At 65.0% G+C, this 14,098-nt stretch carries 16 protein-coding genes; 15 read left to right on the top strand and 1 reads right to left on the bottom strand.

Going from position 1 to position 14,098, the window contains the following annotated elements; all coding sequences use genetic code 11:
• Window positions 1-32 precede the first annotated feature (32 nt).
• The 11 genes from B9A23_RS09230 (at window position 33) to fliS (ending at window position 8,377) form a co-directional block, all read left to right on the top strand.
• The gene (locus B9A23_RS09230; protein ID WP_084278568.1) at window positions 33-1,319 is read left to right on the top strand and encodes a hypothetical protein; all 1,287 of its coding nucleotides are present in this window, start codon (window positions 33-35) and stop codon (window positions 1,317-1,319) included.
• A gap of 30 nt (window positions 1,320-1,349) precedes the next feature.
• Window positions 1,350-1,940, top strand: coding sequence for a flagellar basal body-associated FliL family protein (locus B9A23_RS09225; protein ID WP_084278567.1), 591 nt, complete (start codon window positions 1,350-1,352; stop codon window positions 1,938-1,940).
• 68 nt (window positions 1,941-2,008) lie between these two features.
• Window positions 2,009-2,896: a FliM/FliN family flagellar motor switch protein gene (locus B9A23_RS09220; RefSeq protein WP_084278566.1), complete on the top strand. Its 888-nt coding sequence runs from the start codon at window positions 2,009-2,011 to the stop codon at window positions 2,894-2,896.
• A 23-nt stretch (window positions 2,897-2,919) separates the two neighbouring features.
• On the top strand, window positions 2,920-3,225 hold the full coding sequence (gene fliN, locus B9A23_RS09215) for a flagellar motor switch protein FliN (protein WP_084278565.1): 306 nt from the start codon (window positions 2,920-2,922) through the stop codon (window positions 3,223-3,225).
• The gene (locus B9A23_RS09210; RefSeq protein ID WP_084278564.1) at window positions 3,225-3,506 is read left to right on the top strand and encodes a flagellar biosynthetic protein FliO; all 282 of its coding nucleotides are present in this window, start codon (window positions 3,225-3,227) and stop codon (window positions 3,504-3,506) included. Before fliN ends, B9A23_RS09210 begins: the two co-directional genes overlap by 1 nt.
• Entirely contained in the window at window positions 3,503-4,297 is a 795-nt protein-coding gene (fliP, locus tag B9A23_RS09205) for a flagellar type III secretion system pore protein FliP (protein ID WP_084278563.1), read from the top strand. The genes B9A23_RS09210 and fliP overlap by 4 nt, the downstream gene beginning before the upstream one ends.
• Before the next feature lie 5 nt (window positions 4,298-4,302).
• Window positions 4,303-4,578: a flagellar biosynthetic protein FliQ gene (locus B9A23_RS09200; protein WP_084278562.1), complete on the top strand. Its 276-nt coding sequence runs from the start codon at window positions 4,303-4,305 to the stop codon at window positions 4,576-4,578.
• Between the two features lie 4 nt (window positions 4,579-4,582).
• Complete coding sequence (gene fliR, locus B9A23_RS09195) at window positions 4,583-5,365, top strand: flagellar biosynthetic protein FliR (protein ID WP_084278561.1); 783 nt, start codon at window positions 4,583-4,585, stop codon at window positions 5,363-5,365.
• A 12-nt stretch (window positions 5,366-5,377) separates the two neighbouring features.
• Window positions 5,378-6,541, top strand: coding sequence for an EscU/YscU/HrcU family type III secretion system export apparatus switch protein (locus tag B9A23_RS09190; RefSeq protein WP_084278560.1), 1,164 nt, complete (start codon window positions 5,378-5,380; stop codon window positions 6,539-6,541).
• Between the two features lie 5 nt (window positions 6,542-6,546).
• Entirely contained in the window at window positions 6,547-7,989 is a 1,443-nt protein-coding gene (gene fliD / locus B9A23_RS09185; RefSeq protein ID WP_084278559.1) for a flagellar filament capping protein FliD, read from the top strand.
• Between the two features lies 1 nt (window position 7,990).
• Complete coding sequence (fliS, locus tag B9A23_RS09180) at window positions 7,991-8,377, top strand: flagellar export chaperone FliS (protein WP_084278558.1); 387 nt, start codon at window positions 7,991-7,993, stop codon at window positions 8,375-8,377.
• Window positions 8,378-8,485: 108 nt separating this feature from the next.
• Here the strand turns inward: fliS and B9A23_RS09175 are convergent, their stop codons facing one another.
• Complete coding sequence (locus tag B9A23_RS09175) at window positions 8,486-9,514, bottom strand: chemotaxis protein CheB (protein ID WP_084278557.1); 1,029 nt, start codon at window positions 9,512-9,514, stop codon at window positions 8,486-8,488.
• Between the two features lie 207 nt (window positions 9,515-9,721).
• Here B9A23_RS09175 and B9A23_RS09170 point away from each other — a divergent pair, with 207 nt between their 5' ends.
• Genes B9A23_RS09170 through B9A23_RS09155 form a run of 4 tightly spaced genes read left to right on the top strand, consistent with a single transcriptional unit; the run spans window position 9,722 to window position 14,098 of the window.
• Window positions 9,722-9,982 (top strand): STAS domain-containing protein, encoded by a 261-nt coding sequence (locus B9A23_RS09170; RefSeq protein WP_084278556.1) that lies wholly within the window; start codon window positions 9,722-9,724, stop codon window positions 9,980-9,982.
• Complete coding sequence (locus B9A23_RS09165) at window positions 9,979-12,213, top strand: chemotaxis protein CheA (protein WP_084278555.1); 2,235 nt, start codon at window positions 9,979-9,981, stop codon at window positions 12,211-12,213. The genes B9A23_RS09170 and B9A23_RS09165 overlap by 4 nt, the downstream gene beginning before the upstream one ends.
• Window positions 12,210-13,079 (top strand): CheR family methyltransferase, encoded by an 870-nt coding sequence (locus B9A23_RS09160; RefSeq protein WP_084278554.1) that lies wholly within the window; start codon window positions 12,210-12,212, stop codon window positions 13,077-13,079. Before B9A23_RS09165 ends, B9A23_RS09160 begins: the two co-directional genes overlap by 4 nt.
• The gene (locus tag B9A23_RS09155; RefSeq protein ID WP_084278553.1) at window positions 13,076-14,098 is read left to right on the top strand and encodes a protein-glutamate methylesterase/protein-glutamine glutaminase; all 1,023 of its coding nucleotides are present in this window, start codon (window positions 13,076-13,078) and stop codon (window positions 14,096-14,098) included. The genes B9A23_RS09160 and B9A23_RS09155 overlap by 4 nt, the downstream gene beginning before the upstream one ends.

The following is a 14,098-nucleotide window of genomic DNA, read 5'->3' as shown; positions in this document are numbered from 1 at the left end:
ACGGTTAACGCACCGCCACGGAGCCTTAGCCGATGTTCGATCTCGCTGCCCTGCCTCTGCCACCCGCCGGTCCCGCAACCGCGGCTGCACCGCTGCATAACGGCGGAAATCCGGCGGATGCTGGCGATCAGGCCATCTCTGGCACCATCGCAGCACCCGGCATCGCATTCGAGGCGCTGCTCGCGCTGCAGACTGCCCCGGCAGAACCGGCAGACGCGCCTTTGCCGGAAAGCGGCAAGACCTTGCCGGATGCGGCAAAGCTCGTTGCCGCCTTGCCGCAGTCACGTCCTGCCGATCTTCCGACCAAGCCTTCGCCGGCAAAGACCAAGGCGGAGACGCAGACGGATGGTAGCAAGCAGGATGGCCACGATGACGTCGAGCCAGAGGCCGTTGCGCTTCCCGATCCGTCGCTGATCGCAGCGATATTTGCCGCCCCTGACCGGCTGGCATCCACGCCTGCCCAAACTGCGCCTGCCGCTTCCGTCACCGCTCCTCAACTTCAGTCAGTGGCCTCGCAGCCGCAGGCCGAGGCCTTGGCAGCCGCCCATCCGCAAGCCTCGCGTTCCGCAGTCAATATCGCCCTGGCATCCAGCGCCCAGATTGATCTGGAAACCCAGCCCGAGGCCCACGCTTCGGCACCGCAGCAGGTGACGCCAGCTTTGCCCGCAACCGCTCAACTGGTTGCGGCACGGCAGGCTCGGCAGATGGCTCCGGCGCGTGGCAGCGATAGCGAACAGCCTGTTGCTGCAAACGCTCCCGTTACCCCGCTCCGCGCATCATTCACGCCCGATCAGGAAAGTGCTGAAGTGGTGCCGGTCGAAGCCCCGACCGCCGTGGCTGTCCCGCTTGAGCGTCCGACCCCGGCGCACGAGACAGCAGCGCCCGCTGCCATCCGCAACGAGGCGCGGCCCGAACGGGTCGATTTCGCCACGCTGGTCGATACGCTTGCCCGCGCCCGCGAGGACGCCGCGCCGCGCACCGTCAGCGTCTCGGTCAGCCATACCGAATTCGGCCGCGTTTCGCTGCGCTTCGAAGCCGACGAGGATCGCGGCATGACGGTGGCGATGAGCAGCGCCGATCCCGGCTTCGCCCGCGCCGTCAGCGCCACGTCCGAAGCCCGCAACAGCGGCGAAACCAGCGCCCAGGCGCAACAGCAGCACACCTCGCCCGACGCCCGCGCCCAGACCGGCCAGGGCGAAAGCCAGCGTCATCAGCCACAGCCGGCAGAGCGCGCGCCATCGCGCGCCTCGGCTAATCCCTCGGCCCAGAACCGCGACGAGCGCCGCGCCCCTGATGGCGAGCGCGGCATCTACGCCTGATCCTGACATTCGAACCTTGAGAGACCAGACATGAGCGACAAGGAAGAAAAGCCCAAGAAGCAGAAGAAGGGCGGCGGCATGATGATGAAGGTCGTCATGGCGGTTGGCCTGCTTGCTGTGGGCGGCGGCGGCGTATTCGGGCTGGTCGCAGCCGGGATCATCGGCGGCGGCCATGCCGAAGAGGTCAAGAAGGACAACAACCCCAAGCTCGTCCGCAAGGGCGAGGAAGACCCCTATGCCCCCAAGGCCAAGGAAGGCGAGGAGGGCGGCGCAGCCGATGTCGAGGGCGAGGGCGGCAGCGAATTCCGCACCGTCTATTACAATTTCGCCGAGGACTTCACCTCGAACCTCAAGAACACCGATGCCCTGCTGCAGGTCAACATCTCGGCTTCAACCCGCCGCGATTACCGCGTGGTGATGTGGATGAAGAAGCACGAACTGGCGATCCGGTCGGCCCTCCTCATCGCCATTGCCGACACGCCCGAGGAAGACGTGATCAGCCCGGAAGGCAAGGGCCGCCTGCAGAAGCGCCTGACTGCCGCGATCAACAAGGTCCTGACTGAAACCGAAGGGTTCGGCGGCGTCGACAACGTCTACTTCAAGACCTTCATCGTGCAGTAATTCCGGCATCGTCCAGTAAATCCCGCCGATCGTTCCCGGCAGCACCTGCGAAAGCGTCAACGCAACCCATGAAACCCGAACGCGCCTTCATTGCCGAACGTGCCATTGCACGGCACGATCCGGCCCTGTTGCGTCCCGGCCCCAGCGCCGCTGAACTCGTGCCCGCGCTTGTCCGGCTGAGCGAACGGCTGGCCAAGGCGGTGCGTGGTGCGCTGGGTCCCCTGCTCGGTGGTGCGGAACCGCAGATCAATCCGATGAAGCCGATGGAAACCGACTTTGCCGATTTCTGCTCGGAAGTGCCGCGTCTGGCCGCCAACTGCCTGATGCAGGTCGGTGCCTCGCCGTTCATGGTTTCGATCGAAGGCGAAAGCATCCTGCGCCTGGTTGACCGCGCCTTTGGCGGTCCCGGCGACACGCCGGCCTCGCTGCCCAAGGAATTCCCGCTCTCGGCCGAACTGATGATCGGCCGGGTCGAACAGGTCATTGCCACTGCGCTGACCGTGGCGCTGGGTGGCAATGGCGGCGCGATCCGCAGCGTGCGCCGCGATGCCAGCCTTGCCCAGTTGCAGGCGATGCCCGATGCGACGAAGATCGCTTCGCTGCTGCTCAACGTGGTCGAGCAGGGCCGCATGCCCTGGGCGATCTCCATCGCTTTCCCGCTCGATACGCTGGGCACGATGTTCGCCCATGGCGATACCGGGCGCCGGGCGAGGGCACCGCGAGGTCCCGCATCGCCGACCGACGCCCCGTTTGCCGATCTGCCGGTCGAACTGGCTGCAGTGCTGGTCGACATGAAGCTGCCGCTCGCCGCCGTCTCGGCGCTGCGCGTCGGGCAGGTTCTGCCGGTCCCCATTGCGCGCAACGTGCCGGTCAAGATCGGCGGCAAGACTTACGCCTGCGGCACCGTCGGTGCGCTCGAGGATCGCGTGGCGATCCAGATCACCCAGCTTTCCTGATTTCACGAAGAGGCTATCCTCCCATGACCTTCCAGCCCCGCGGTTTCGATTTCCTCAAGGACGTGGACGTCCGCCTGACCGTCGAACTTGGCCGCACCTCGATGACGCTCAAGGACGTTCTTGGCCTGACCGAGGAATCGGTCGTGATGCTCGATCGCCTTACCGATGAACTGCTCGACGTGATGGTCAACGGCAAGCTCATTGCGCGTGGCGAAGTGGTTGCGCAAGGCGATCGCTTCGGCTTGCGCATTGTCGAACTGGCCGGGGCCGAGGCCGAGGAAACCCCCGCATTGCCGGCACGCAAGTCGGCCAAGGGCGGGGACGCCTGATGTTCTGGTACGTTCTAAAGCTTCTGGTCCTGCTGCCGCTGATCGGCGGCCTTGCCTGGGCCAGCCTCAAGTTTGCCAAGCGCATGGAAGGCCGCTTCATGACCGGCAATGCGCCCAAGTCGGTGCGCATCGTCGAAACCCAGATGCTCAGCCCCACGCTGCGCCTTGCCGTGCTCGAGTTCCATGGCCGCGAGATCCTCGTGTCCGCCGGGAAGAATGGCCTCGTTCGCCTTGCCGAAGCCCCGGCGCGTCCGAAGGTGGAAGCGGAGGACGCCCAGTGAAGCGCCTTCTCGCAACCCTGACGACGACGATCTTGCTGCTGCCGCACCACGCCTTCGCCCAGGCCGCCGCAGCCGCTGGTCCGGCACAGGCGCAGCAGCCCGCCGCGATTTCGGGCGCGCTCGATCGCGCCTTCGGGCAGATGGCCGGGGCGCAGAGCGGCGGCTCGCTCTCGCTGTCGCTGCAGCTCCTGCTCATCATGGGCCTGCTGACGATCCTGCCGTCGCTGATCCTGATGATGACCAGCTTCACCCGCGTGCTCATCGTCCTTTCGATCCTGCGCCAGGCGATGGGCCTGCAGCAGTCGCCGCCCAACCAGGTGCTGATCGGTCTTTCGCTGTTCCTCTCGCTGTTCATCATGGGCCCGACGCTCGACAAGGTGAACGCCAACGCCATCCAGCCCTACTCCGCCGGGCAGATCGGCGCCGAACAGGCCTTTGTTGCCGGTGGACGTGAATTCCACGCCTTCATGATCCGCCAGACCCGCGAAACCGACCTGCGCATGTTCTCGGACATGGCCAAGGCACCCAAGTTCGCGACGCCTGCCGACGTGCCATATTCGATCCTGCTGCCGGCCTATGTCACCAGTGAATTGAAGACCGCCTTCCAGATCGGTTTCATGCTGTTCCTGCCCTTTCTGGTGATCGACCTCGTCGTCTCGTCGGTGCTGATGAGCCTTGGCATGATGATGATGAGCCCGACCATCGTCTCGCTACCTTTCAAGCTGCTGCTTTTCGTCCTCGTCGATGGCTGGGCACTGCTGATGGGCAGCCTTGCTGCAAGCTTCGGGTAGGGTCCATGGAAGATACCGCATCGCTTCTCGCCCTTGCTGACCGGATGCTGTGGATCACGGCACTGGTCGCCGCGCCGATCCTCATCGCCTCGCTTGCTGTCGGTCTCGTCGTCGGCGTGATCCAGGCGGCAACCTCGGTCAACGAACAGACGCTCACCTTCGTGCCGAAGCTTGCCATCACCGCGCTGGTGCTGGTCCTGTTCGGCTCGGCCATGCTTGGCCTGATCGGCGATTTCACCAAGGAAATCTTCGATCAGATCGCCATGACCGGCAAGGGCTGACACCGTGCTGCAACTGAACTTCGGTTTTGGCGCGCTCGAGGCGGACTTCTGGCGCTGGATGTTCGTGATGACGCGCATTGCCGCGGCCATGTTTGCCGCGCCGTTGTTCGGAACCGGCACCGTTCCCTACCAGATCCGCATCGTTGCCTCGGCGGCGATTGCCATGCTGGTCTGCGGCTGGACCCCGGTCGAGGCGCCGACCGCGCTGCTCTCGATCACCGGGCTGCTGTCCGCTGCCAACGAAGTCCTGATCGGCCTTGCCATGGGCTTTGCGCTGCAACTGTCCTTCGCCGCGCCGACGCTCGCCGCCGAAATCATCGGCGGTGGCATGGGCATGTCCATCGCCACCACGGCAGACCCGGTCAGCGGCGCGCACTCGCCCGCCATGGGGCAGTACTTCGCGGTCGTGCTCACCGTGATCTTCCTTGGCACTGGCGCCCACCTCAACTGGATCGCACTGCTGGTCGAAAGCTATCGCACCTTTCCACCGGGCACGCCCTGGCTTGCTGCCGGGCGCATGGACCTGATCGCCCAGTTCGCCGGGCAGATGTTCGTCACCGCGCTGCTGATCGCGCTGCCGGTCACGCTGATCCTGCTGCTGGTGCAGGTGACCACCGGCATCATCAGCCGCTCGGCGCCCAGCCTCAACCTCTTCTCGCTCGGCCTGCCGGCGGGCGTGCTCGCCGGCCTTGCCGCGATGATCGCCGCCGCACCGATGCTGACCGACGTGATGGTCGATATCTCCGCCACGGCGGTCGGCCATGCCACCGCGCTGGTCGCAAAGTAGGGGAGGCGCGCGATGGCCGAGCAGGAAGGCGAAAAGTCCTTTGCCCCGACAGAGAAGCGCAAGAAGGATGCCGCCAAGAACGGCGATGTCTTGCGCTCCAAGGATCTCGCCACTGCCGTCGGCGTGCTGGTCGGTGCGCTCTGGCTCAAGTTTGCGGGTCCGTGGATGATGGACGCGCTGCAGGACACGCTACGCGCCTCGTTCACGCTGGACCGCGCCGCGATCGAGGACTTTGCCCCCGCCAAGCTGCTGACCGGTGCGATGATCGCCGTCCTGCCGCCTGTATTCCTGCTGGGCCTCATGGTGCTGGCGGCCTCGGTATTTTCGCAGATCGGCCTGTCCGACGGTCGCTGGATTCCTTCGAACCTTGCCCCCAAGGCCTCGCGCATCAATCCGCTGTCGGGTCTCAAGCGCATGTTCGGGCCGCAGGGCTGGGTTGAACTGGGCAAGGGCCTCGCCAAGCTCATCCTGCTAGGCTTCATTGCCTGGTCGTGGGCTTCGGGCAGGCTCTCCGACCTTGTGGGTCTGGGGCAGGGCGACATCCACGGCCAGCTCGTCACAGCCTGGGACACGATCACCTCGCTCGCCTTTGCGCTGTCTGCCGGCCTGCTCGTGATCGCGCTGCTCGATTTCCCCATCCAGTGGGTACGCCGCTATCTTCGCCTGCGCATGACGCTGCAGGAGATCAAGGACGAGCACAAGGAAGCCGAAGGCTCGCCCGAGAAGAAGGCCGCCATTCGCAACAAGCAGCGCCAGTTTGCAATGGGCGCGATGCAGCAGGCCATGGCCAAGGCGCAGTTCGTCATCACCAACCCGACGCACTTTTCCGTCGCCATGGTCTACGATCCCGAACTCGCGCCGGCACCTGTCGTGCTCGCCAAGGGGCGCGGCGAAAAGGCGCTCGCGATGCGCGAACTGGCCGCAGAGCGCGGCATACCGACCATAGAAATGCCGCCGCTTGCCCGTTCGGTCTATTTCACGACGCGCGAAAACCAGATGATCCGTGAGGACCTCTACGCCGCCGTGGCCTCGGTCCTAGCCTTCGTTCTTTCGCTGAAGCGCGGCGACAATGTGCAACTGCCGGCGATCGATCTGCCGATCCACATGCGGTTCGACGCAGAAGGACGTCCCGAAGCGGTGGTTGACCTTAAGACCGCATCGGCGCGGCCGTCCTAAGTCTCATGGCAACCACCACCTCCTCGACGTCATCGACCTCGGCCACCGCACAGATCGTCTCGGCGCTGGGCGGCGGCAGCGGCATCAATACCGCGCAGCTTGCCGAACAGCTCGCGGCTGCCCAATTCGCAACGCGGATCGACCAGCTCTCGGCAAAGACCGACAAGCTGACGGCACAAATCTCGAGCGCGTCCAATCTCAAGTCGCTGATGAGTACCCTGGCCACCTCGATCGGTTCGCTGATCCGCACGGGCGATCTCGCGGTCAAGCCCTCGATCTCGAACGCCAGCGTCGCTACGGTCAGCAAGGGCACTCTGAGCGGCAAGGGCACCTACAGCCTGGAAGTGACTTCCCTCGCCAATGCGCAAAAGCTGGTGCTGCCCGCTTTCGCTTCTTCGACCTCTCCCGTGGGCGAGGGCACGTTGACGCTGCGCTTCGGCACCGTTTCGGGCGGTGCGTTCACTGCGGATGCTGCGCAGGATGCGGTCGATATAACCGTCCCCGCCGGAGCGACGCTTGCCGATGTAGCCACCGCCATCAACGCTTCGGGCGCTGGCGTATCGGCCTATGTCGCCAACGGTTCTGCCGGAGCGCAACTGGTGATCAAGGGCAAGGAGGGCGCCAACAGCGGCTTCATCATCGAAGCCACGCCTGCGGTGGGCGGAGAGGCGCTTTCGGACCTTGCGTGGACTCCGGCGACGAACACCACCCAGCTTAAATCGACCGCAACCGATGCCGCCTACATGCTCGACGGCGTTGCCTATTCGGGAACGAGCAACACGATCAATGACGCGGTCGCCGGCCTGAACCTCAAGCTGACGGCAACGAACGTCGGCAATCCGGCAACGATCAGCTTCAGCGATCCATCGTCCGGCATTGCCACGGCAATGAGCGACCTCAAGGACGCGCTGAACGAGGTTGCACAGCAGCTCAATCAGGCCATGAACAAGGATACGGGCGAGCTGAACAACGATCCCGGTGCCCGCGCACTGCGGACTGCGCTGATGTCGCTCGCGGGCCAGAGGATCATGATCAATGCGGCACCCGGCGCTCCGGCAACCCTGGCAGATCTGGGGCTGAAGACCGAGCGCGACGGTACGTTCAGCCTTGATACGGATCGCCTGAACCAGACACTCAAGACTTCGCCGCAGGAAGCCGGGGCAATGTGGACAACAGGAATTTTCGGCGTTTTTGCAACGATCGACAAGGTCGCGCGCAATGCCAGTTCAACGACCGGCATCTCGCTGGGTAGTTCAATCACGCGCAATACGGCCCTGCAGAAGACGCTGGCAGAGCGTTCCGCCGCCTTTGCAGAAAAGCAGGAAGCCCTGCGCCAGCAACTCGTCACGCGTTTCGCGGCGATGGACACCCGCGTCAGCGGATCCCAATCCACACTCTCGTTCCTGAAGGCACAAATCAGTGCCTGGAACGCTTCGAGCAATAACTGATATGCTGCATCATCACCGCAATGACCCGTCCGAAGCCTACCGCCGCGTTGATTTCGATGCGCGGGTCCGCGGCGCGGATTCTCGCCAGCTTGTCGACCTGTGCCTAGAACAGGTCATCGGCTCGATCGGGCGGGCCATCCACGCCCAGCACCGCGCCGACAATCAGGCGAAAAGCGCTGCCCTTACCCGCGCCGTTTCCGCACTTACCGCGCTGCAGATGGGCGTCGACATGTCCAACCCCACAGCGGGCGCGCTCGTCCAGCTTTACCAGTCGGCGCGAAATGCCGTGCTCGATTGCGTGACGCGGTTCGATGCGGACAAGCTGGCCGTGATCCGGCAGGACTTCACCGAGATCCGCGAAGCGATGATGCACAGCATTGCAGGCTGATCCTTCCGATGGCCCGCCAATGACAAGAGCCCGGAACCGGTTTGCGGTTCCGGGCTCTGCTTTTTGCCGCGCCGGAGGGGACTGACCAGCGCAGCAAGCCCTTAGGGGTCAACCGATATTGCAACAGGCGATGAGGGCCGTACCCAGGTCGTCGAGCGGCACTTCCTGTTCGGCGGCACCCGCTTCGATCGCGGCTGTCGGTGCTTCGGCAACCAGCGCGCTCTTGCGGTCCTGGGCAAAGGTCTTGCAGCCCTGGTCCCGCATCAGCTTGAGCCCCTTGGCACCGTCGGCACCCATACCGGTCAGCACTGCCGCAGCCGCCGGGACTGCGCCGCGTGCGATGGATCCGAACAGCAGGTTGGCCGAAGGGCGCATGCCGTCCACCGGATCGCGATCGATGAGACGCAGCTTCGCAGGGCTGCCAGGCTCGATCACCATGTGGCGGTCCGGATCGTAACCGATGTGAATCGTGCCTGGCGTCAGCGGCGTGCCATCCTTGGCCGCCTTGACCGCGCATTTGAGCTCGCCATCCATGCGCTTGATGAATGTCTCGACGATGCCCGGTTCGGCATTGAGGGCAACGACCGTCGGCGGGCACTTCTCGGGAAAATCGTCAAGCAGCTGCGTCAGCGCGTCGATCCCGCCCATCGAAGCCGACAGTGCCAGGATATGGCCGTTCCACTCGAAGGTCGTCTCGGCGACCTTGCGTTCGCGCGGTGCCTTGCGATCCTTCACGTTGCTGTTGGCTGCGGCCAGCACGATCTTGCCCAGCTTGCCCACGGACTTGCTGAACTGCTCGGGCGTTGCCTTCAGCGGCTTGGGAAAGCATTCGACCGCGCCGAGAGCATAGGCCTTCAGCGAAGTTTCCGTCCCCGCCTGCGTCAGGCTTGATAGCATGACGACCGGGATCGGATTGGAACCCATGATCTCCTCGAGGAATTCGATGCCGCTCATGCCCGGCATTTCAACATCGAGCGTCACCACGTTCGGACGCAGTTCCTTGATCTGCTCGCGTGCTTCTGCAGCGTTGGCCGCGGCGCCGATCACCGTAACGTTCTTGGACTGATCGAGGATGTCGGAGAACAGGGCCCGCATGGCCGCAGAATCATCGACAACCAGAACGCGTGCTTCATGCATGTCGCAGTAACCTCTTGAACTTGCGGCTTGCGCCGTGTCCTCCTGTTACGCGCGAAGGGCCGATCAATTCATGTGTCCTGCCTTACGTATCTCACCCTATCCGGCGGGAAAGCCAGCCTTTGCCCCTCCTCGTCTACTCCGACAGCAATAGCACTCGCACACCGATTCTCGGGGCGCGGGCAGTCCAGCCGGAGGAAGCGCAGCTTCATGTCCTCGATCATCTTGCCAGCCAGATGCGATCGCGCCGCCGCCGAGGCGTTGCTGCCCGAAATGATCGCATCGCTCGGATCAGGTCCGTTGCAGATCGATGCGCGCGAGTGCCGCCAGATCGGGCAAGCCATGCTGCAATTGCTCATCAGCGCACGCCAGACAGCCGAGGGCGCAGTCATCGCCCCTTCGCGTGAGCTCGAGGAAATCGCCAGGCTCACAGGCCTTTCCGACGAATTGTTCTCCGGAGTGCTGGCATGACCGCTGAAGAAATCCAGGCCATCTTCTTTGCCGAATGCGAGGAATCGCTTGGTGCGGCAGAACAGGGTCTTGTCGCATGCCGCGAAGGAACGCAGGACAGCGACACCGTCAACGCGGTCTTCCGCGGCGTCCACTCGATCAAGGGTGGTGCCGGTGCGTTTGGTTACGTGGCGCTTCAGGGCTTCACGCACACGTTCGAGACGCTGCTGTCCGACGTGCGCGATGGGACAGTACCCATTACCGAGCCGCTGACCGACCTGATGCTGCGCGCGCTCGATACCCTAAGCGATCACGTCACCGCCGCGCGGGACGGCAGCGAACCGCCTGAAGACAGCGCGCTGCAGGCTGAGCTGACGGCAGCCATGGCCGCGAATGCCGGCTCTGCGGCATCTGCTGCGCCGGCCGCTCCCGCTGAATTGCCCGCAGCCACCGCACCAGCCGTCGAAGCGGTCGCGCCGGAGGCCGACGATTTCGACCTCGATTTTGATCTCGACGCCTTGCTCGACGATATTTCCGGCGAGATTGCCCCGGCAGAAGACGCCGAGGCTGCGGCGCCCGAAGCACGCTGGCAGGTCCGCGTGAGACCCCATGCCGGCGCCATGCGCAACGGCAGCGAACCGCTGCTCATGCTGCGCGAGATGAGTGATCTTGGCGGTACTTGCACGCTGTGTGACGTCTCCTCGATCCCGCCGCTCGATTCCTTCGACACCGGCACCGGCTACCTGGGCTGGACCTTCGCATTTCCTGCCAGCGTCGATGAAAGCGCCGTGCGCGACATCTTCGATTTCGTTGGCGACGATTGCTCGCTTGCCTTCGGTCCCGATGGGGAAATGCCGCCGGTGCAGCATCCCGAGCCGCCCCAGGCCCCTGCCGCAGCGCCAAGCCCGGCCGCTCCTGCCAGCGTGTCTGCCGTCGAACCTGCCGCTGCCGCAAAAGCCCCTGCAAGCATGCCCGTTGCGGCAGACGATGTAGCATCGCGTGGCGCAGCAAATGGCTCGGCACCGCCTGCACCGCCTGCCCCCGGGCAGTCGATCCGCATTGAACTGGGCAAGCTCGACAAGCTGATCGATGCTGTCGGCGAACTCGTCATCGCTCAGGCCATGATGGCCCAGCGCCTCGCCGGCCAGGGGCTGGCCGTCGCCGAGGAAATGGCGATGATCGAGGGTCTGACCCGCGATATCCAGGAATCGGCGATGGCCATACGCGCCCAGCCGATCGGCTCGGTGTTCAGCCGCGTGCCCCGCATCCTGCGCGAACTTGCCGCCTCGACCGGCAAGCACGTCCGCCTCGAGGTTTCGGGTGAAAGCACCGAACTAGACAAGACCGTGATCGAGCGTCTCGGGGAGCCGCTGACCCACCTCATCCGCAATGCCGTCGACCACGGCATCGAGCCTGCCGACGAACGCATCGCTGCCGGCAAGACCGCCGAGGGCACGCTGACTCTTTCGGCCGAGCATCGTTCGGGCCGCATTCTCATCCGCATCGCCGATGACGGCAAGGGCATCGACCGTGAGCGCGTTTTCGCCAAGGCCGTGGAAAAGGGCCTGATCGCCGCCGATGCCGTGTTGTCGAAGGAAGAGATCGACCTTCTGATCTTCGCGCCTGGGTTCTCCACCGCCGCACAGGTCACCAACGTCTCGGGCCGCGGGGTCGGCATGGACGTGGTCCGCCAAAACGTGAAGGATCTCGGCGGGCGCATCACCATCGAATCCGAGCCGGGCAAGGGCACCACCTTCACGCTCACGCTGCCGCTGACGCTGGCGATCTCCGATGGCATGGTTGTCAACGTCGGGGACCAGACCCTTGTCGTCCCGCTCGCCAACGTCGTCGAAAGCCTCCGCCCAGAGCCGCACGAGGTGCAGGGGCTGGGCGCCAATCGCTGCATGATCAATGTGCGCGGGCGGTTCATACCGGTCATCCCGCTGTGCCTCGCCGTCGGCGCGCAGGATGCCGTGGTCGATCCGCGCGAAGGCGTGCTGATCGTGGTCGAGACCGAAGGCGCAGGCAGGGCCGCACTGATGGTCGATGCGATCTGCGATCAGCGCCAGGTCGTCATCAAGAGCCTCGACACGCACTATCGCTCGGTCGAAGGCGTGGCCGGTGCCACCATCCTTGGTGATGGGCGCGTTGCCCTGATCGTCGATGTCGACAGCCTCGTCTCGCGCAGCCTGTCCTCGCCTGGCTCGGTTGCCCCGCAAGGCGCCTCTCATGCCATCGCCGAGGCGGCATGAGTCTGCTCGACGTCCTTGACGCCTCGATGCCCGGGGTCAGCCCCGGTGTGTTCGACGAAGCGGACTTCCGCGCGATTTCCGAAATCGCCCATGCGGAGGCCGGCATTGTCCTGCCGACCGGCAAGGCCATGCTTGTCTATTCGCGGCTGGCGCCACTGGTGCGCAACTCGGGCTGTGCCACGTTCGGCTCCTATGTCCTGCGCATTCGCGAAGACGCCGCCGAAAGGCAGAAGGCGATCTGCGCGCTGACGACCAACCACACCTTCTTCTACCGCGAGGCCCATCACTTCGAGCATTTCGAAAGCGACGTCCGCCCGGGTTTCGTCCAGCGACTGCACGGCGGCGGCAAGGTCCGGCTATGGTCGGCGGGATGTTCGAGCGGGGAAGAGACCTGGTCGCTGCTGATGACCCTGCTCGGGGATGATGCTTCGGCAGGCAGCAACATCGCGCGGCGGGACGTGCGCTTGCTGGCCAGCGATATCGCCACCCACGCACTCGCCAAGGCCCGCGCCGCGACCTACCGCGCCGAGGATGTCAAGGCCGTCCCGGAACCCCTGCGCCGGCTCTGGACGCGCGTCTCGGGCGATGAGGCGACAATTGCTCCCGAGGTGCAGCAACTTGCGCGCTTCCGCTCGCTCAATCTCCTGGGTGATTGGCCGATGCAGGGGCAGTTCGATGTGATCTTCTGCCGTAACGTCATGATCTACTTCGACAACCCCACCAAGGAGCGCCTGATCCAGCGCTTCGCCGAAAAGCTCGTGCCGGGAGGCTGGCTCTACATCGGCCATTCCGAACGCGTGACCGGACCTGCGCTGGAGCATCTCGTGTCGATGGGGCCGACAATCTACAGAAAGAGGGCTGCATGACCATTCGCGTCGTCATCGTCGAGGATTCGCCCACCATGCGCGCGATCCTGATGAACCGGCTCGGCAAGGAGCCGGACATCGAGGTCGTCGCCGCGGCCGCCAATGCGGCCGAAGGGCGGCAGATGATCCGCGAGCTCGATCCCGACGTCGTCACTCTCGATGTCGAGATGCCCGGCATGAACGGGCTCGATTTCCTCGCCAAGATCATGGAATTGCGCCCGACACCGGTGATCATCGTCTCCGGTTCGACGCAGGAAGGCAACGATACCACTGCCCGCGCGCTGGCTCTGGGCGCCGTCGATTGCTACGCCAAGTCGGGCGGCGGCACCGGGCTCGATGATGCTGGCCGGCTGGCGACGATGATTCGCGAGGCGGCCAAGGTGCGCTTCACCGCGCGTACGCCGGCCACGGCCCGCGTTGCCCAGGAAGCGCGCAGCACGCTTGCCGATCGGCCCGCGCTCATTGCCATCGGCTCGTCCACCGGCGGGGTCGAGGCGCTGCAGACCGTTCTTGCCGGCTTCCCTGCCGACTGCCCGCCAACCCTTATCGTGCAGCACATCAACGCCCGCTTCGCGCCGGCCGTTGCGCGCACGCTGGATCAGAGCTGTCCGCCGCGCATCCTTCTGGCCGAGCCGGACCTGCCGCTGAAGGACGGCCACGTCTACCTTGCGCCAGGCGATGATCGCCACCTCTCGCTGGGTGGTTCGAACACGCTGCACTGCAAGCTGCGCGCGGGAGCGCCGGTATCGGGCCACCTGCCAAGCGTGGACGTGCTGTTCGCCTCGGTTGCCGAGGCGGCGGTCGGTGCGCGTTCGGTCGGTATCCTGCTGACCGGCATGGGCGCAGACGGCGCACAGGGTCTGCTGGCCATGGCCCAGGCGGGCGCACGCACGATCGCGCAGGACGAGGCAACCTGCACCGTGTTCGGAATGCCGCGCGCGGCGATAAACCTCGGGGCTGCGCGCATCATTGCGCCGCTGGGGTCAATCGCCCGTCACGCCTTCAGCAAGGCGGCCTGA

Source organism: Novosphingobium sp. B1, assembly GCF_900176395.1.
Lineage (GTDB): Bacteria > Pseudomonadota > Alphaproteobacteria > Sphingomonadales > Sphingomonadaceae > Novosphingobium.
The sequence above is the reverse complement of the archived record's forward strand: the minus strand, read 5'-3'. Positions and strand labels throughout refer to the sequence as shown.

Bases quoted from the DNA above. Each gene is read 5' to 3' on its own strand.
- B9A23_RS09230 (WP_084278568.1), top strand. From the start codon at position 33: ATGTTCGATCTCGCTGCCCTGCCTCTGCCACCCGCCGGTCCCGCAACC.
- B9A23_RS09225 (WP_084278567.1), top strand. From the start codon at position 1,350: ATGAGCGACAAGGAAGAAAAGCCCAAGAAGCAGAAGAAGGGCGGCGGC.
- B9A23_RS09220 (WP_084278566.1), top strand. From the start codon at position 2,009: ATGAAACCCGAACGCGCCTTCATTGCCGAACGTGCCATTGCACGGCAC.
- fliN (WP_084278565.1), top strand. From the start codon at position 2,920: ATGACCTTCCAGCCCCGCGGTTTCGATTTCCTCAAGGACGTGGACGTC.
- B9A23_RS09210 (WP_084278564.1), top strand. From the start codon at position 3,225: ATGTTCTGGTACGTTCTAAAGCTTCTGGTCCTGCTGCCGCTGATCGGC.
- B9A23_RS09200 (WP_084278562.1), top strand. From the start codon at position 4,303: ATGGAAGATACCGCATCGCTTCTCGCCCTTGCTGACCGGATGCTGTGG.
- B9A23_RS09190 (WP_084278560.1), top strand. From the start codon at position 5,378: ATGGCCGAGCAGGAAGGCGAAAAGTCCTTTGCCCCGACAGAGAAGCGC.
- fliD (WP_084278559.1), top strand. From the start codon at position 6,547: ATGGCAACCACCACCTCCTCGACGTCATCGACCTCGGCCACCGCACAG.
- fliS (WP_084278558.1), top strand. From the start codon at position 7,991: ATGCTGCATCATCACCGCAATGACCCGTCCGAAGCCTACCGCCGCGTT.
- B9A23_RS09175 (WP_084278557.1), bottom strand. From the start codon at position 9,514: ATGCATGAAGCACGCGTTCTGGTTGTCGATGATTCTGCGGCCATGCGG.
- B9A23_RS09170 (WP_084278556.1), top strand. From the start codon at position 9,722: ATGTCCTCGATCATCTTGCCAGCCAGATGCGATCGCGCCGCCGCCGAG.
- B9A23_RS09165 (WP_084278555.1), top strand. From the start codon at position 9,979: ATGACCGCTGAAGAAATCCAGGCCATCTTCTTTGCCGAATGCGAGGAA.
- B9A23_RS09160 (WP_084278554.1), top strand. From the start codon at position 12,210: ATGAGTCTGCTCGACGTCCTTGACGCCTCGATGCCCGGGGTCAGCCCC.
- B9A23_RS09155 (WP_084278553.1), top strand. From the start codon at position 13,076: ATGACCATTCGCGTCGTCATCGTCGAGGATTCGCCCACCATGCGCGCG.